This window comes from Halomicrobium urmianum (assembly GCF_020217425.1).
Classification (GTDB): Archaea; Halobacteriota; Halobacteria; order Halobacteriales; family Haloarculaceae; genus Halomicrobium; species Halomicrobium urmianum.
This window is the reverse complement of record NZ_CP084090.1, coordinates 1,488,122-1,505,501: the sequence shown is the minus strand read 5'-3', so window position 1 is coordinate 1,505,501 and position 17,380 is coordinate 1,488,122. Positions and strand designations below refer to the sequence as shown.

The window sequence follows — 17,380 nt, the reverse complement described above, 5'->3', positions numbered from 1 at the left end:
GGGTGGCTGGCTACGCGAACCCCGACGACGTCGTCCGAGAGAGCTCTGCTCTTCCGTGATACAGTAGCGAGCACATACCCCGTCTTTAGGCGGGGGTCAAGCGGACAACAGCCTCTACTTCTATCGACGACGTCACGACTGGATTTCCAACGGTTCTACTGGTGGAATTAAGGTCTCAAGTCCAATAGTGCACAACACGGATGAAGACCACACGGCACGCGACCTACACTCTCAACTACCACATAGTGTGGTTGCCGAAGTACCGCAACTCGGTACTCTCCGGGGAGGTCGCAGACCGTGTGCGAGACATCCTCCACGAGATCGCCGACGACAAGGGTGTAGAGATACTCGACCTGACCGTTCGACCCGACCACGTTCACCTGTTCGTCAGCAGCCCGCCGAAACACGCCCCATCGCTTCTCGCCAACTGGTTCAAGGGGATTCCCTCACGGAAGTACAACCACCGCTACGCCGACACCGAAGACGAAAAGATTCGCTGGGCGCGGGGCTACTACGCAGGGACGGCGGGCCACGTGTCCAGTGAGACGGTTCAGGACTACATCCAGCGTCACGAAGAGGGCGAGCAATGACCGAGCTCACCAAGACGCTGGAGTTGAAGCTGGTCGACCCGAACGCGCACAAACGGCGGAAACTCCAAGAGACGCGCGACGCCTACCAGCAGGCCCTCGCCGATGCGTTCGACGCTGGTTGCACCACTCAAACTGAAGCGAACGACGTGGTGGTCAACTACGACCTATCAGGGTACGCGAAAAACGCCCTCAAGAAGTACGTCCCGCAGTTGACGACGACGTACAATGCAGATGAGCTACACGACGACCACCCAGTTCGGTTCACAAACGAGGGGCTCCGGCTCGATCACAACCCCCAGAACGCTATCGAGTGGTACGTCAAAATTCCGCACCACGAGGACTACCACCTCTGGCTGCCAGCACAACCGAACCCCGACCAACGGGAGTGGTTAGAAGCCGTGAACGCTGGTGACGCGGAGATGGGTGAGCGTCGGCTCTTCCAGCGGGATGAGACGTGGTATCTCCACGTCACCGCCACCCGCGGCGTGGAGGACTGTTCCGGGGTGGCCGCTGACGAACGAACGCCGATCGGAGTCGATATCGGGGAAGCGTCACTCGCCACGGTGTGTCACCGCGACGAGGGCGGTTCTCCGACCCGTCCCGAGCTGTGGGCCGACGAGGGCAAGACCGTTCGTCGGCTCCGCAAAACCTACTTCACCGCCACGCGACGGCTCCAAGAACGCGGCAGCGACCGTATCGCCGAGTCGTTCGGCGACGCCCTGTGGAACCACATCGACGACGTGTTCCACTGTGTCACCCGCGACGTCGTCGAGCACGCCGAGTCTGTCCCGAACCAAGTGCTGGTTCTGGAAGACCTGACCTACATTCGGGAGTCGATGGACTACGGTGAGTATATGAATCGCCGTCTTCACGGCTGGGCGTTCGCCAAACTCCACGCGCAGATACGGTACAAGGCTGTCGAGACGGGAATTCCCGTCGAGACGGTGAATCCGCGCAACACCTCGAAAGAGTGCCACGCGTGTGGTGAAGTGGGGTATCGTCCGAAGCAGGCGACGTTCAAATGCACGAACGACGGCTGCTGGATGGGCGAATACCAGGCAGACGTGAACGGGGCGATAAACATCGCGGACCGCTACCTCAGCGGAGAGAGTCGGTCCAGAGAACACGAGATCGACGATGACTCGGCTGAGGATGGGGCGTGTTTGACCGCGCCACAAGACAGCCACGCCGATGGTGCAACCCAGCAAGAGACGCGTGGAACGTATGCGTCTTGAAACCACAGGGCCACACTCGGCCTGAAATCCCATGGTGGGATTCCCGCGTCTTCAGGCGCGGGAGGAGGTCAATGTTCGCGGACGTATCGTCCGCTGTTTCTTCCCGATTCGCAACACCTAGCCGGGCAAGCGTATTAGGGGGACCGCCCCGTGGTCGCTCTCATGCGCGCAGCAGTGTTCACGGACTACGGGGAACCGCTGGAGGTCCGCGAGGTCGAGGACCCGGAACCGGAGCCACACGGCGCGGTCGTGGCCGTCGAGGCCTGCGGCGTCTGCCGGAGCGACTGGCACGCCTGGCAGGGCGACTGGGACTGGCGTGGGCTGGACCCCGTGCCGGGGCACATCCTGGGTCACGAACCCGCCGGCCGCGTCGTGGCGATCGGCGAGGAGGTCGAGAGCGTCAGCGAGGGCGACCACGTCACCGTGCCGTTCAACCTCGGCGACGGCCAGTGTCGGCTCTGCCAGACCGGCCACTCCAACATCTGTGAGAACCGGCAGGCGCTGGGGCTCCAGCCGGAAGCGCCCGGCGCGTTCGCCGAGCAACTGCCGGTCCCCCACGCGGACCACAACCTCGTCCACCTGCCGGAGGGCGTCTCCTCCGTCGAGATGGCCGGGCTGGGCTGTCGGTTCATGACTGCCTTTCACGGGCTGGCCCACCGGGCTGACCTGGGCGCCGGCGACTGGGTGGCGATCCACGGCTGCGGTGGCGTGGGCCTCTCGGCCATCCACGTCGCGAGCGCGCTGGGGGCCAACCCCATCGGCGTGGACCTGACCGACGACAAGCTCGAGCTCGCCGAGGAACTGGGCGCCGAGGCGACCGTCAACGCCAGCGACGTCGACGACCCCGCCGAGGCGGTGCTGGACCTCACCGACGGCGGCGCCCACGTGTCGATGGACGCGCTGGGGATCGAGACCACCGCCCGCAACGCCGTCAGGAGCCTCGGCAAGACCGGCCAGCACGTCCAGGTCGGCCTCACCACGGAGGAGGCCGGCGGCAACCTCTCCCTGCCGACCGACGAGATGGTCACCAGCGAGATCGACTTCCTCGGCGCGCTGGGGATGCCCCCGGAGCGCTACGACGAGATCTTCCGGATGGTGGCGGCGGGCAAGCTCGACCCCGCCGCCGTCGTCTCGGAGACCATCGCGCTCGAGGACGTCTCCGAGAAGCTCGACGCGATGACCGACTACGGGACGGTCGGCATCCCCGTCGTCGACGAGTTCTGACCGTCGAGCAGCCGCTAAGCGGGTTCTCGCGTTCGACCCGGAACCGACGGTGCCGTCGAAAGAAAGAATCGCGACGTCGGTCAGTCGCGACCGGGTCGCATCACTTGGGCCCGGCGTGGGCGGGCGGGCCGCCGCCGTCGCGTGCCTCAGTCTCGTTGGCGCCATCGTCGCTACCGGCCCACGCGGGCGGGCCGCGGTGTGCGGGACCAGCGCGGTCCGGCAGCACGAGGTCGCCGTCCTCGTTCAGGTAGACGCTCGCGTTCGCGGACGGGCTGACGGTCGCGTTGTCGGGCAGTTCGATCACGCCCTCCCCGGGCGCGGCGCTCCCGGTACCCGGCTGGCCGCCGTCACAGCTCGGCCCCGCGTCCGCCGGCGCGTTGCCAGCGTTTCCATCGATCGGTGCAGCAGCCGGCGCTGCTCCGGCGGTGGCGACCCCCGGCCCCGCGGCCGTGAGCACCCCCACCAGCAGCAGCGCGATCAGTGCATCGCGCATCGCAGCCGTTCAGTCGAGGCTGCTGAGATTAAAAATTAGACTCGGTTCGCCCTTTTTAACGCTGCTAAAACGGTCCGTGAGACTGTCTGAGGTGTCGCGAGAACGTTCAAACTACAATCTCAGAGTTCAAATATCGATCCACAGCCGGGGACCATCTCCAAATCGGTGGAACGTCTGGGTGACTGTTCCGGGTCGGGAGCTGCTACTGGCGATCGCGATTGATCCGGGGCCGGGTTCGATCCGCCCTCCGGGAGAAGCAGTGACGGCTGTGTCGCTTCAGTTGGGACCGGCGTGCTCGGGCGGACCGCCGCCGTTACCGTTGTTTCCGCCGTCGTCCTCGTCGCTGTCGCCGCTCTCGGCGTCGTTCTCGTCGCTGTCGCCGCTCTCGGCGTCGTCGCTCTCGTCGCTGTCGTCCCTCTCCTCGTCGTCGCTCTCAGCGCCGTCGTCGCTGTCGTCGCCGTCGTCGGTCTCGTCGTCACCGCCGGGACCGGCGTGGTCCGGCGGGCCCTGTTCGGACTCGTTGTCGTCGGTCTCGTCGTCACCGCCGGGACCGGCGTGGTCCGGCGGGCCCTGTTCGGATTCGTTGTCGCCGTCACCGCCGGGACCGGCGTGCTCGGGCGGTCCGCGCTCGGACTCGTTGTCGTCGGTCTCGTCGTCGTCACCGTCCGGTCCAGCGTGATCCGGCGGGCCGGCGTAGTCCGGCGCGTTGCCGGGGTTGTTCTCGGTCACGAAATCGGCGACTTGCGGACCGATGCCCGTCACGTTGTCCTCGTGCAGGCTCTCGACGAAGCTGGACACCTGGAGTCCGAACGCGTCGGGCGCGTTCCCGACGGCCATCCCACCGTCGTCGGTCTCCGTCTCGTCGTCTTCAACGTCGGTCTCGTTGTCGTCGACGTCGGTCTCGTTGTCGTCGACTGTCGTCTCATCGCCGTCGTTCGCGGTCTCCGTGCCCGTGTCCGCTGCCGCCGTCCCGATCGCGGGGCTCACGGCGGCCCCGACGACCGCGACAGCGACGATCAGTGCAAGCAGTTTCCGATTCATGCTACCAGATTCGTTCGGTTGCCTACCAATAAACCCCGAATCCGGTTCAGGTGCGTTCGGCCGGTTCGAAACCCGTCGAGAGCATCTCGTTTCGTTTACAAACAATTCTAGATATTTATTTCTAGTATAAATAGTGCATAAAATGGGCTGTCTCCCCTCTCCGGCCGGCGTCGTCGGGCCCGGATCCGTCGGGAGCACGCCCGACCGGTCACGGGACAGCGAGCGGTCCCTCGCACAGCCGGTGCGTGAGGTACAGTCCGACGGCCCCGGCGGCAGGGAAGACGAACCACGGCACTGGGCCGGTCTCGATGGCCAGCGGAGCGACCGCGATGATGACCCAGACCGGCGAGAGCTTCCAGGTGTCCGAGCTGAGGCCGAGCGGACGGATCGGATCGATCCCCCGTTCGCGGCCTGCGACTCGGCCGCACCAGCGTCGCGGGTACCGCCACCGTCGACTGCGCGCCTGTACGAGCGGACGAGCGCGCCCCCGCCTAGCACGATCAGCGCCACCAGTCCGCCGGCTACGGCCCAGTCCGCGACCGACGCGACCGGTCCGGCGTCCCGGACGGGGGCCGCGACGATGGCCCCGCCGACGGCGACGACTCCGGCGAGCGCGACGAGGTACCGGTTCACGGAAGGGTCTTCACCGGACGACGTGCCCAGCAGTTGGCGGAATGCGACCATAAAAGCACCTCGAATATGCTGAAACAAAGGCGGCGGCCGCCGCCCTGACGGCGATCGTCCGATCCGGTGGCGGCGACGGCGGCGGGTCGCCGTCGCGACCGGGCCGGCGTCGGACTCGACGCTACGTTCGATCGACGAGCGGTCGATCTGACCTGCCAGGTGGTCAGTTCGCCTCGGCCCGTTCGATCAGGTCGGCTGCGCGCTCCCGGGCGCGCTCCTTCACCGCGGTCTCGTCCAGGGTCAGCACCTCGCGGTCGCGCATGAGCACGCGACCGTCGCAGACGGTGTGACGCACGTCGCTCCCGCTGGCGGCGTAGGCGAGGTGACTCACCAGGTCGTGGGCGGGCGTGAGGCGGGGCGCGTCCAGGTCGAGCACGATCAGGTCGGCGTTGGCGCCCGCGGCGACCCGCCCCGAGTCGATGCCCAGCAGGCCCGCGCCGCCCGCCGTCGCGACGTCGACGACCGTACCGGCCGCCATCGCGCCGGCGTCGTCGGCCGCCAGCTTCCCGAGCATCGCGGCGTCGCGCATCTCGTCGAACAGGTCGAGGTCGTTGTTCGAGGCCGGGCCGTCGGTACCCAGGCCGACCGGGACGCCGGCGTCCAGCAGGTCCTGGACCGGCGCCATCCCGCTGGCGAGCTTCATGTTCGAGGCCGGGCAGTGGACGACCCCCGTCCCGCGCTCGGCCAGCAGGTCGATCTCGGTCTCGTCGACGTGAACGCCGTGAGCCAGGAAGTCACGCTCGGTCAACAGCCCGCAGTCGTCGGCGTATTCCATGGGCCGCTCGCCGTGCTCCTTGACGATGGGATCGACCTCGTTCTCGGTCTCGTTGGCGTGGAAGTGGATCGCCAGCCCCGCGTCCCGCGCCTCCGGCACGAACTCGCGGAGGTACTCCTCGCCCACCGTCGTGAGGCTGTGGGGCTGGAACGTCGTGGTGATCCGCCCGTCAGTGGCGCCGTCCAGCTCCCTCGCCACGTCGAGGCTCTGCCGCATATCTTCCCGCGCCCCCTCCTCGTCCTTGCCGACGGTGATCGCCGTGTGTCCGAGCTTCGCACGGATCCCCGCCCGCTCGACCGCCTCGGCGATCTCGTCGACGTGGAAGTACATGTCGGAGATGGCGATCGAGCCGGACTTGATCAGCTCCAGCAGGCCCAGTTCGGCCCCGACCCGGACGTCGTCTGCCGTCAGTTCGGCCTCGACTGGCCAGATGTCCTCCTGCAGCCACTCGTCCAGCGGCTTGTCGTCGGCGTAGCCCCGCAGCAGCGTCATCGCCACGTGCGTGTGCGCGTTGACGAGCCCGGGCATCACCAGCCCGCCTTCGGCGTCGAGCTCGTCGTCCGCCGGGCCGAGCGCGCCCGGGTCGTCCACCGCCAGAATCTCGCCGTTGACCTGATCGACGAGCACGTCCGCGTCTTCGACCGTGCGGTCCGGCCGGAGCACCTGCCCGCCGGTCACGAGGAGTTCGCTCATGGCCCGAGGTTGGACGGCCCCCTCCGTCAGTCTGCCGTTCGGCGATAGACTCTCGCACGCTCTCCGGGCCCCACGCCGCCGCGAGGGGAAAGACAGTTGCCCGCCGCGCTGCCAGTGGGGGTATGCGCATCGCCGTGCCCAACAAGGGGCGCTTGCACGAGCCGTCGGTCGACCTGCTGGAGCGGGCGGGGCTGCACGTCGTCGACGGGGCCGACCGCCAGCTGTACGCCGAGACGGTCGATCCCGACGTCACCATCCTCTACGCCCGCGCCGCGGACATCCCGGAGTACGTCGCCGACGGCGCCGCCGACGTGGGAATCACGGGCTACGATCAGGTCTGCGAGGCTCCGGTCGACCTGGTGGAACTGCGAGACCTGGACTTCGGGAAGTGCCGCCTGGTGCTGGCGGCGCCGGAGGACGGCGACGTCGAGACCGTCTACGACTTCGAGGGTGGCCGCGTCGCCACGGAGTTCCCGAACGTCACCCGCGACTACTTCGAGGAGATGGACGTCGACGTCGACATCACCGAGGTCTCCGGCGCGACGGAGCTGACGCCGCACGTCGACATCGCCGACGGCATCGTCGACATCTCCTCGACGGGCACGACCCTGCGGATGAACAGGCTGGAGGTGGTCGACGAGGTGCTGCAATCGTCCGTGCGGCTGTTCGCCCGCGAGGAGGTGGCCGACGACGAGAAGGTCCGCCAGGTCGCGACGGCGCTGAGTTCGGTGGTCGACGCCGAGGGCAAGCGCTACCTCATGATGAACGCCCCCGCGGACGCCCTGGACGACGTGAAGGAGGTCCTCCCGGGCATGGGCGGGCCGACGGTGATGGACGTGGCCGGCTCCGACGACGTCGCCGTCCACGCCGTCGTCGACGAAGGCGAGGTGTTCGAGACGATCACCGAACTGAAGGCCGTCGGCGCCAGCGACGTCCTCGTGACCGAGATCGAGCGGCTCGTCGAGTAGCGCTCTCCGTCGCTCTCCCGTCTAGTCACTCTCCTTCGCTCTACCTGCGCGCGGTCGTCTCGCCCTCGAACAGCTCCTCGAAGACCTTCCGCTGGGCGGCCCGCAGGTGCTGGTGATACGTGGGTCGGGAGATGTCCATGCCCTCCGCCAGTTCGTCGCCGTCGACCTCGCGGGGCCACTCGAAGAACCCGCCGAGGTAGGCCGTCCGCAGCGCCGTCTCTTGGCGGCCGGTGAACCGGTCGGCCAGCGCCGAGCGGAACTCCTGCTGGGTTCGGACGGGACGCTCGTGCTCGTGATAGCCCACGAGGTCCGTGTTCACGTAGTTGTCCTGAACGAGGCCGAACACCTCGCGGGCCTCGGCCTCGTAGGGGAGCTCGACGCCGTAGCGGGTCACGCCGTTCTCGCTCTCGATGGCCTTCGGAACGGCGCCGTGGTCGACCAGCGTGGCAACGAGCGACTCGGTGACGGTGGCGTCGAACAGCGCCTCGCCGTCGTGCTCGGCGACGCAGCGGGCCTCGGTGACGGCGTCGTCCGCCCGCAGCGCGTCGAGGACCGCGCCCGCGTCGTCGCCCTCGGCGGTCAGGTACAGGCGCAGCGACCCCTCCTCCTGGGTGACGGTGCCGGCCGATTCGATCGCGGCGTCGGTGCGGCCGGTCAGCCGGCAGAACAGGAGGTCGGAGTCGTCGACGGTGAACTCCAGTTCGATGACCTTGTTGGCGCTGAGGATGCGTCCGCTCTCGATGGCGTTTATGGCGTTGGCCACGGCCTGGCCCAGCGCGTCCAGCACGACGCGCTCGCGCTCGTCGAAGGCGTCGGGCCTGTCGGCGCAGACGTACAGCACACCGTAGTTCGTGTCGGTGTAGGAGAGCGGAACGGCCATCACCGACGCGACGCCGGCCTCGGCGGCGTCGGCGAGCCACCCGGCGGCGCCGGCCAGGTCGTCCCCGTCGAGGACGCGGGACTCGCCGGCCGCGAGGGCCCGGGCGCCGGGGTCGTCCCCGTCCATCGGCACCTCGACGTCGCTCACGTCGAGGTCGGCCGCGCCGCTCCACTCGCGGGCGGCGATGGTCTCGGCGCGAACGTCCGGGCGCCCCAGCCAGGCGAAGACGTAGGGGTCGGCCGAGGCCAGCTGCTCGGGGACGCCGGCCTCGACCTCCTCGCGGGTGGTCGCCTCGACGAGCACCTCGACGGTGTCCTCGACGAGCCCGTTGATCCGCTCCAGGATGGTCGCGATGCGCTCGCGGGCCTGTCGGACCTCCCGCTCGCGCTTGGCGCGGTTGCAGGCCGCGGCGGCGTTGGTCGCCAGCAGCTCCGCCACCCGGCGGTCCACCTCGTCGATCGCGTCGACCGTCGCCGTCGAGACGGTCAGCGTCCCGTGGACGCCGATGGGGAAGTACATGGCCGACCGAGCGGGCTCGCGGTCGAAGCCGTCGGAAAGCGCCCGGAGGTCCTGGACCACGGCGGGCTCGCCGGAGGCGAACACCTTCCCGGGCTGGCCCTCGTCGAGGTCGTAGACCGGCCGTTCGCTCATCCGCTGGTCGACGGCGTCGGTCCGGGCGACGGGCCGGAGCACCCGGTAGTCGGCGTCGTACAGCCGGACGATGTTGAACTCGAACCCCAGCAGCGACTCGGCGGCGTCGGCCGCGATCTCGGCGATCGACTCGCGGCTGGGCGCCTGCATCAGCGCCCGCGAGGTCTCCTGGAGCTGCGAGATCAGGTCCCGGCGGCGCTTCCGGCGGGAGACGTCCCGGAACGCGGCCACCGCGCCGGCCCCGTCCAGCGCCGCCAGGTCGACCTCGAAGGGCGTCGGCTCCCCCCGCTCCGGCCGGAGCTCCAGCTCGACCGTCGCGCCGTCCCCCGTCGATTCCAGTCGGTCCAGCGCCCGGTCGACGCGCTCGCCCGCGTCCTCGCCGGCGACGAGAGCGACGTGCTCGCCCAGTAGCTCGCTCCGGTCGCGGCCGGTCAGCGCGGCCAACGCGTCGTTCGCGTCGTCGAATCGGCCGCCGTCGTCCAGGACGGCGACGCCGGCGTCCAGCGCCTCGACCACCTCGCCCGCTTCCCGCATGCTCGCTGTCCGTCCCGCGCCCGCGTTCCGTCCCCTGGCGTCCCCCTCGCCGTCGACGACCGTCCGGATCCGGTGGGCGAGGACGCGCTCGCTGCCGTCGCCCCGCCGGACGACGTCGGTCGCGCCGTCCGCCAGCGCCGCGTCGACGGCGGCCGCGTCGTCGACGAGACAGATCACCGGCGTCTCCGGCGCCGCGCGCCGGACGCGCTCGACGCTCGCGCCGTCGGTCACCAGGCAGTCGGCGTCTCCCGCCTGCGCGGGGACCTCACCGACCGCCGTCCCCACCTCGCAGTCGGCCGCGTCCTCCAGTTCCGCGGCGGCCTCGGCCACCCAGCCCTCGTCGTCCCCGCAGACCACCACGCGCACTCCGCTCGACATACCTCACTCGTTAGGGACGACCTGACTTAAAAGAGGGGCCAAACGGCGGTCGGCGCGCACGGCCGAACGGTCGCCCGGTGGCAGTTACTCGACGTGGATGGCCGGCCGGAACGGGACGGCCTGGTCGGCCTTGCCCGCGGGGTCCTCGGGGTCCTCGTCTTCCGCGTACACCTCGACGTCGGCGTCGTGCTCGCGGGCCAGGAAGTCGGCGGCGTCCTCGTAGACGGCCCGCTCGTCCAGGGCCGCGAGCGTCGCCAGTTCGCCGTCGTCGCGGCCGCGGGCGAACTCGACCAGTTCCTGCGCGTGGTCGTTGACGGCGTCGCCCTTCTCGCGCAGGTCCGGGTTCGACATCGCCTCGCTCATCACCGCGCCGACGTTCGCCCCGGCCTCGCGGACGGCGGCGAACACGTCGCGCTTCCAGTCGGCGGCGACGTACACGCGGATGGTCTCGGGGTCCTCGCCGGTGACTTCGAGGATGTCGGCGACGTCCTCGTGGAGGTCCTCGACCAGCGCCTCGCTGGCGACGGCGGACTCGTCGCGGAACGCCTCGTCGACCTCGGGCCACGGGGCGTCCTCGGCGGGCGTGCCGGTCAGGCGCTCGTGCAGTTCGTTGGCCATGAACGGGACGAAGGGGGCCAGCAGGCGCAGGCGCGTCTCCAGTACGTGGCGCAGCGTCCACCGGGCGCCCGGCCGGTCGAGGTCGGCGCGCCGGCGGTACCACCGCAGCTGCTCCTCGAAGCGGTAGAACGCTTCCTGGCTGGCGGTGCGGGTCTCGAAGCGCTCCAGGCTGTCTGTGACGGCCTCGACGGTCTCCTGGAGCTTCGCCAGCAGCCAGCGGTCGATGTCCTCGAGGGCGTCGCGGTCGCCTTCGGGGCCATCGATCAGCTCGACGGCCCGCGACCAGAACCGCGCCAGCTGGTCGTGCGTGGAGCCGACCTCGTCGGACCGCCAGTCGAAGTCCTGCCAGGGCTCGGAACTGTTCAGCAGGAAGAAGCGGACGGTGTCGGCGCCGTACTCGCTGATGGCCTCGTCGGGCAGGACCACGTGGCCCTTCGAGGAGGACATCTTCTGGCCCTCCAGCAGGCCCATGCCCATGCCGGTGATCCCCTGGGGCCACTCGTCCTCGTCGAACAGCTCCGCGTGGTGGTAGAGGAAGAAGGTGAGGTGGTTGTTGATGAGGTCCTCGGCGGAGCAGCGGTAGTCGACGGGGTACCAGTAGGACCACTCCTCGCGCAGTTCCAGCGCCGTCGGGTCGGGGTCCTCGACGGCCTCCTCGCCGTAGAACAGGGCGTCGAAGAAGTCACGATCCAGCTCCTCGACGGGCACGTCCGACAGCCGGTGGGCGATGGTGTAGTAGGCCATGTAGATCGTCGAGTCCGACAGCGGCTCGATGATGAACTCGGGATCCCACGGCAGCGGCGTGCCCAGGCCGTAGTTGCGGATGCAGGGCCACTCCTCCAGCCAGTCGACGGTGTTGTAGTACTGCTGGCGGGTGTTTTCCGGGATGGCGTCGAGGTTCTCGATGGCCCGCTCGACCTTCGCGGTCCACTCCTCGTCGTTGTATCGCAGGAACCAGGTGTCCTGCTCGGCGACCTCGACCTCGCCGCCGCAGCGGCAGACGACCTCGGCCGCGAAGTCGTACATCGCGTCGAAGTCGCCCTGGCTCTGGTAGTACTCCTTCAGTTCGTCGCGGACGTCCTCGATGACCGCGCCGGCGAAGTCGCCGTAGTCGTCGTTCAGTTCGCCGCCGTGGAACTCGGCGTTGTACAGCTCGTGGGTCGCATCGTCCAGCGCGGGGTCGCCCTGGCCGGAGACGCCGTACTCCTCGACGGCGTCGCGGGCGGGGATCTCGCCGTAGCCCTCGACGGAGAGGATCGGGACGGGTTCGATGGCCCGGACGTCCTCGGGGTCGAGGCCGTACTCGGTCAGGTCGTCGGCTCGCTCTTTGGCGTCCTGCAGCGCCACGTAGTCGTCCGGCGAGTGAGCCGGGACGGACATGACGACGCCGGTGGCGTTGTCGACGTCGACGAAGTCCGCGGGCAGAATCGGGATCTCGTCGCCCGTGACGGGGTTGTCGACGCGGCGGCCGACCAGATCGGCGCCGTCGATCCGCTCGTGGACCTCGACGTCGCGGGCCTGCAGCTCGAACTTCTCGGCGGCGTCCTCGGAGACGATCCAGGTCTCGCCATCGACCGTCGCGCGGACGTACGTCGCGTCGGGGTCGACGTAGGCGTTGGTGACGCCCCGCACCGTCTCGGGCCGCAGCGTCGCCATCGGGTAGACGACGCTCTCGCCGCCCTCGTCGGCGGAGAACTTGATCAGCGTGTACTCCTGGAACTCCTCGTCCTCGCCCTCCAGCAGGTCGTGGGTGGTGACCGGCTGCTCCTCGTTCGTGCAGTAGTTGACCGGGTGCAGCCCCTTCTCCAGCAGGCCGCGGTCCCTGAGGGTCTCGTACTGCCAGGTGATGAACTTCTCGTAGCGGTCGTCCTCGGTGGTGAACTCGCGGCGCCAGTCGATCGAGAGGCCCAGCTGCTTCATCCCCGCCTTGTAGTGCTCCTCGATGAAGTGGCGGGCGTAGCCCATCGGCGTCTCCAGGTCCGCGAGGGTGTCCTCGGGGACGTTGTAGGTGTCCCGGAGCACCGACAGCTGCTTCTCCTCGCCCTTCTTGAGGCGCTCGACGGCCCCGATGATCGGCGTGCCCGTGACGTGCCAGCCGATGGGAAAGAGGACGTTGTCGCCCTGCTGGCGGCGGTACCGGGCGTAGACGTCCGGCACCGTGTACGTGCGGGCGTGCCCGATGTGCATCCCGCCCGACGGGTAGGGATAGGGGACGGTGATGAACGTCTTGTCTCGCGGTTCCGTCCCGTCACCGCTCGACTGTTCTGAGGCGCGTTGCGCCTCACTGTCCTCTTCGGAGGGGTCGACCTCGTACCGTTCCTGCTCGGCCCAGCGCTGGCGCCACTCCGGCTCGATCTCGGCCGGCTCGTACCCCGTCTCGTCTGTAGCCATGTTCTTGTCCGACCTCACGTGCCCGGGGGACTAAAGGGGTCGACGTTTCGAACGGGTCCGGGACGCCGAACACGGGACGCGACCGGCCGTCGTCCACAACACTTATTTTCATTAATGATATTCTCTCGAACGACACGCCGCCCACGGGATCGGAGCACGCTACCAATGTCAGAGAAACACCCAGAGGCCGCCGACGAGAGCGAACGCGAGCGGATCGACCGTCTCTACGACGTTCTGGACCACGACTGCCGACGGTTCGTCCTCCGCTCGCTGCTCGACCACCGGACCCTGGCCCTCGCGGACCTCGCCGAGCTGATCGCCGAGCGGGACCACGACGTGGCCTTCCCCGACGTCCCCGAGGCGGCGGTCCTCCGGACCTACGCCTCGCTCCACCACAACCACCTGCCGAAGCTCGACGAGGCCGGCCTCGTCACCTACGACGAGGAGGCCGAACTCGTCTCGCTCTCGGCGGCCGACCAGCGGGCCCACGTGGAGACGCTGCTGTCCGTCGTCGGGCCCGAGTAGCGCGGCCGAGCGACGCCCTCGCCGTCGTCTACCCTCCTCCCTCTATAGTAGAAATTGAACGCACTGACACACTCGAGGGGCACCCGGGGTGCCCCTCGATGTGTGAATAGTTTCAATTTCTACTATAGACCGTAGCTGGTGTCCAGTCGCTTTCCTCCCGGTAACCAACCGGCGAGAAGGCTTCTTGATGTTACTGTCCTAACACGAGTGCATGTGTGACGAACGTAGTCATGCTGTCGTGCTCGCTGCCGGCATGGGGACTCGGTTGCGACCAGTGACCGAGTCGACCCCGAAGACGCTCGTCGAGGTCGGCGACCGCCACATCCTCGGTCACATCTTCGAGTCGCTCGACCGCACCGGCTACGAGCGTGTGACGGCCGTGACGGGCTTCGAGGCCGACCAGGTGCGCGAGTTCTGCGAATCCGCCGGGTTCGACCTCGACGTCGACTTCGTCCACAGCGACGCGTACGACTCGACCAACAACCTCTACTCGCTGTGGCTGGCCCGCGACCGCCTCGACGACGGGTTCACCCTCGTCAACTCCGACACGCTGTTCCCGGCCGCGAGCCTGCGGCGACTCGCCGCGACCGACGGCTCGGCCCTGCTCGTCGACGCCGAGAAGACTCTCGGCGACGAGGAGATGAAGGTCAGGACCGAGGGCGACGAGGCGGTGGCCATCGGGAAGGACCTCTCGGCGGCGACCGGCGAGTACATCGGCGTGAGCAAGTTCAGCCCCGCGGGCGCCGACGCGCTGGTCGACGAACTCGACGCGCTGGTCGACGCCGGCCGGACGAACGAGTGGTACGAGGCCGCGTTCGACCGCATCTTCGACGCCGTCGACGTGAGCGTCGTCCCGGTCGACGGCGACTGGATCGAGATCGACGACCACGACGACCTGCGGACGGGCCGGCGGCTGTTCGGCGAGGTGACCGCGGAGTGAGTCCGGGGCGGACCGCGCTCCGGACGCTCGCCGGCGCGGCCACCTCCCTCGCGGCCCACCGGGCCGCCCACCTCGTCCCCCGCGACGACGACCTGTGGGCCTTCGGCTGCCGCGGCGGTGAGCGCTTCGAGGGGAACGCGAAGTACCTGTTCCTCCACGTCGAGGAGCGCGACGACCTCGACGTCCGGCCGGTGTGGCTCTCCGAGAGCGACGAGACGGTCGCCGCCCTCCGGGAGCGCGGATACGAGGCCTACCGCACCGACGCGGCCGAGGGGCTCCGCACGCTGGCCCGCGCCGGCCGCGTCTTCACGACCGGAGGCTTCACCGGCCTCCCGCTGTGGCCGACCGGCGGCGCGGAGGTCGTCCAGCTCTGGCACGGCGTCCCGCTCAAGCGCATCTCCGCCGACGGGCCGCAGTTCGAGCGGGCCTCGCCGTTCGAGCGGCTGTCGCGCCGCTACGTCTACCAGCAGTTCGACCGCGTCGCGGTGACCGGACGCCGCTTCGTCGACGTCTTCTGCTCGGCGTTCGAGATCGATCGGGACCGGGTCTCCGTCACGGGATACCCCAGAAACGACGCGCTGTTCCGCGAGGTCCCCGGCTTCGACGTCGGTCAGGACCGGGCGCTCCACGACGCGGTCGCGGCGCTCGACGGACCGGTGTTCGCCTACCTGCCCACCTACCGCGAGGACGGTCGTTCGCCCGCCGACGCCGTCGACTTCGCTGCGCTGGACGCCTTCCTCGCCGACCGCGACGCCCACCTGCTCGTGAAGTTCCACCCGTTCGAGGACCACGACGTCGACGCCGCCGACCTCGACCGCGTCCGCGTTCTCCCGCCGGACTTCGATGTCTACCCCGCGCTCCGGCACGTCGACGCGCTCGTCACCGACTACTCCTCGGTGTTCTTCGACTACCTGCTGCTCGACCGGCCCGTCATCTTCTACGCGTACGACCGCGACTCCTACGAGGCCGAGGCGGGCCTGTACTTCGACTACGAGGCCGCCACGCCCGGGCCGATCGCCGCCGACTTCGACGAGCTACTGAGCGCCCTCGACGACTGCGCGGACGGAACCGACGGCTACGCCGACGCCCGGGCGGCCGTCCGGGATGCGGTCTTCGACGACGTCGACGGCCGATCGGCCGCCCGCGTAGTCGACCTCGTGACGGACGACGCGGTCGGACCGACCGACGCGCAGGCCCACAACACACCGATCGACGATGCACCGAGAGAACACGTTCCCGAGCCGTGACGACGTCCCGGACGCCGTCCGCCGGGCGTACAACCGGTTCGTCCGACCGCACCTGCCCGAGAAGATCGCCGTGTTCAACGACGTCGCCGTCCGCCGGATCCCGCTGCTCGACCTGACCGACGAGTTCCCGGAGTACGAGGCCACGCTGATCGACGCGGTCCGGTCCGCCGTCGAGCACGGCGACGACGTCGTCGTCGTCGGCGGCGGCTGGGGCGTCTCCAGCGTCGTCGCCGCCCGCCGCGCTGGTCCGGACGGAGACGTGACCGCGTTCGAGCCCGCGCGCCACCGGTACCGGTACGTCAGGGAGACGGCTGCCCTCAACGGCGTCGACGACCGCGTCGCGGTCCACCACGCCCTCGTCGGACCCGGCGTCAAGGTCGACGGCGACGGCTCCGGCGCCGCCCGCCGCCCCCCGAGCGCCCTCCCCGACTGCGACGTCCTCGTCCTCGACTGCGAGGGCGCCGAGGCCGACGTCCTCCGGAACCTCGACACCGAACCCCGAACGGTCGTCGTGGAGACCCACGCCTGCTTCGGCACGCCCGAGGAAGCGACGCGCGACGCCCTCGACGAGCAGGGGTACGACGTCGTCGAGCGGGCCGTCGACGAACCCGAGCGCGGCATCTTCGTCCTGACCGCGGAGTAGGAGGACTCGTGGCTGGCTTCTCTGGCCGGTCCAGAGAAAACACGTATCGTGCGGATATAGCGATGGCAACGTCTAGTTCAAAGAGCCAGAAAGCCCCCGAGCGCTCGATGGCCCGCGACTCGCTGCGCTCCTCACTCCGTTGCGGTGCTTGCTTCGCCGGGGACCAGTCGAGCGCTCGGCCCCTTTCAGTCCCGCCCAGCGTGGATTGACCAGCCGGCTACGGGCGGGACTGAAAGGGGGCGGCCGGCTACACGACGGCGGACGACGTCGCCCGAAAGAGCGTAGCTCTTTCGGGATGATGAAAATCGCCGGAGGCGATTTTCAGATCACAAGCACTGGAGCGAACGGCGTGAGCGAAGCGCGCAGCGAGCGTCACGCGAGCGGAGCGAGCGTGATCTCGATAGACGAGCGACGTGAGTCTATCGGCACCCCCGGGTGTAGCCGGTCGGGGCTTTCTGGCTGCTCACACACTCTGTCGAGGGTCTATATAGGACTCCAGAGACACACTCAGCGCAGAACTCCACGAGAGTAGAAAAGTGCGCCGTCCGGGAGTGAGCGGGCTTCGCCCGCGAACGCCGGTCGTCGGAGTCGACCGGAATCAGACGTTCCGGGTCGCTCACTGCGTTCGCTTCCCGGGCTGCGACTGATAGGGCTCAATTCCCTCGAAGTTGCATTCGCTGCCCGCGGTTTGCTCGCAGCAGAAGGCTCGCGGCTCCCTCGGGTCGCCGCTCGCAACCCGAGGTTCTCGCATGCGCCGTCCGGGAATTGAACCCGGGCTAGTGGCTTGGGAAGCCACTGTCCTACCACTGGACCAACGGCGCGCTCGTTCCTCGCGCCCGCGGATCACGAACGTTCCACGTTCGCTCACCA

13 protein-coding genes and 1 tRNA gene are annotated in these 17,380 nt (G+C 68.8%); 8 read left to right on the top strand and 6 right to left on the bottom strand.

Annotation, left to right across the window (positions count from 1 at the left end; genetic code table 11):
- Positions 1-200: 200 nt before the first annotated feature.
- From tnpA to LCY71_RS07270, 3 genes are all read left to right on the top strand, one after another.
- Positions 201-590: an IS200/IS605 family transposase gene (gene tnpA, locus LCY71_RS07280; RefSeq protein WP_225335700.1), complete on the top strand. Its 390-nt coding sequence runs from the start codon at positions 201-203 to the stop codon at positions 588-590.
- Positions 587-1,825, top strand: a complete 1,239-nt coding sequence (locus tag LCY71_RS07275; RefSeq protein ID WP_225335699.1) for an RNA-guided endonuclease InsQ/TnpB family protein — start codon at positions 587-589, stop codon at positions 1,823-1,825. Before tnpA ends, LCY71_RS07275 begins: the two co-directional genes overlap by 4 nt.
- A 162-nt stretch (positions 1,826-1,987) precedes the next feature.
- On the top strand, positions 1,988-3,049 hold the full coding sequence (locus LCY71_RS07270) for a zinc-dependent alcohol dehydrogenase family protein (protein ID WP_225335698.1): 1,062 nt from the start codon (positions 1,988-1,990) through the stop codon (positions 3,047-3,049).
- 100 nt (positions 3,050-3,149) lie between these two features.
- Here the strand turns inward: LCY71_RS07270 and LCY71_RS07265 are convergent, their stop codons facing one another.
- From LCY71_RS07265 to LCY71_RS07255, 3 genes are all read right to left on the bottom strand, one after another.
- Positions 3,150-3,542, bottom strand: coding sequence for a hypothetical protein (locus LCY71_RS07265; protein WP_225335697.1), 393 nt, complete (start codon positions 3,540-3,542; stop codon positions 3,150-3,152).
- A 276-nt stretch (positions 3,543-3,818) separates the two neighbouring features.
- Positions 3,819-4,583 carry a hypothetical protein gene (locus LCY71_RS07260; protein WP_225335696.1) on the bottom strand — a complete coding sequence of 255 codons (765 nt, stop codon included), beginning with the start codon at positions 4,581-4,583 and terminating at the stop codon, positions 3,819-3,821.
- An 847-nt stretch (positions 4,584-5,430) separates the two neighbouring features.
- Positions 5,431-6,735 (bottom strand): amidohydrolase, encoded by a 1,305-nt coding sequence (locus LCY71_RS07255; RefSeq protein ID WP_225335695.1) that lies wholly within the window; start codon positions 6,733-6,735, stop codon positions 5,431-5,433.
- A 122-nt stretch (positions 6,736-6,857) separates the two neighbouring features.
- Between LCY71_RS07255 and hisG the strand changes: the two genes are divergently transcribed.
- The gene (gene hisG, locus LCY71_RS07250) at positions 6,858-7,703 is read left to right on the top strand and encodes an ATP phosphoribosyltransferase (protein ID WP_225335694.1); all 846 of its coding nucleotides are present in this window, start codon (positions 6,858-6,860) and stop codon (positions 7,701-7,703) included.
- 40 nt (positions 7,704-7,743) lie between these two features.
- Here hisG and LCY71_RS07245 read toward each other — a convergent pair whose 3' ends face one another.
- Positions 7,744-10,146 (bottom strand): bacterio-opsin activator domain-containing protein, encoded by a 2,403-nt coding sequence (locus LCY71_RS07245; RefSeq protein WP_225335693.1) that lies wholly within the window; start codon positions 10,144-10,146, stop codon positions 7,744-7,746.
- 84 nt (positions 10,147-10,230) lie between these two features.
- Complete coding sequence (gene leuS, locus LCY71_RS07240) at positions 10,231-13,155, bottom strand: leucine--tRNA ligase (RefSeq protein WP_225335692.1); 2,925 nt, start codon at positions 13,153-13,155, stop codon at positions 10,231-10,233.
- Positions 13,156-13,320: 165 nt separating this feature from the next.
- On the opposite strand from leuS, the gene LCY71_RS07235 reads away from it, so the two are divergent.
- The 4 genes from LCY71_RS07235 (at position 13,321) to LCY71_RS07220 (ending at position 16,510) form a co-directional block, all read left to right on the top strand.
- Positions 13,321-13,680, top strand: a complete 360-nt coding sequence (locus tag LCY71_RS07235) for a DUF7344 domain-containing protein (RefSeq protein ID WP_225335691.1) — start codon at positions 13,321-13,323, stop codon at positions 13,678-13,680.
- 211 nt (positions 13,681-13,891) lie between these two features.
- Positions 13,892-14,620 carry a phosphocholine cytidylyltransferase family protein gene (locus LCY71_RS07230; protein ID WP_225335690.1) on the top strand — a complete coding sequence of 243 codons (729 nt, stop codon included), beginning with the start codon at positions 13,892-13,894 and terminating at the stop codon, positions 14,618-14,620.
- Positions 14,617-15,867 (top strand): CDP-glycerol glycerophosphotransferase family protein, encoded by a 1,251-nt coding sequence (locus tag LCY71_RS07225; protein ID WP_225335689.1) that lies wholly within the window; start codon positions 14,617-14,619, stop codon positions 15,865-15,867. Before LCY71_RS07230 ends, LCY71_RS07225 begins: the two co-directional genes overlap by 4 nt.
- On the top strand, positions 15,836-16,510 hold the full coding sequence (locus tag LCY71_RS07220; protein ID WP_225335688.1) for a class I SAM-dependent methyltransferase: 675 nt from the start codon (positions 15,836-15,838) through the stop codon (positions 16,508-16,510). Before LCY71_RS07225 ends, LCY71_RS07220 begins: the two co-directional genes overlap by 32 nt.
- 750 nt (positions 16,511-17,260) lie before the next feature.
- On the opposite strand, the gene LCY71_RS07215 is transcribed toward LCY71_RS07220, so the two are convergent.
- A tRNA-Gly gene (locus tag LCY71_RS07215) sits at positions 17,261-17,331 on the bottom strand.
- Between the last annotated feature and the right edge of the window lie 49 nt (positions 17,332-17,380).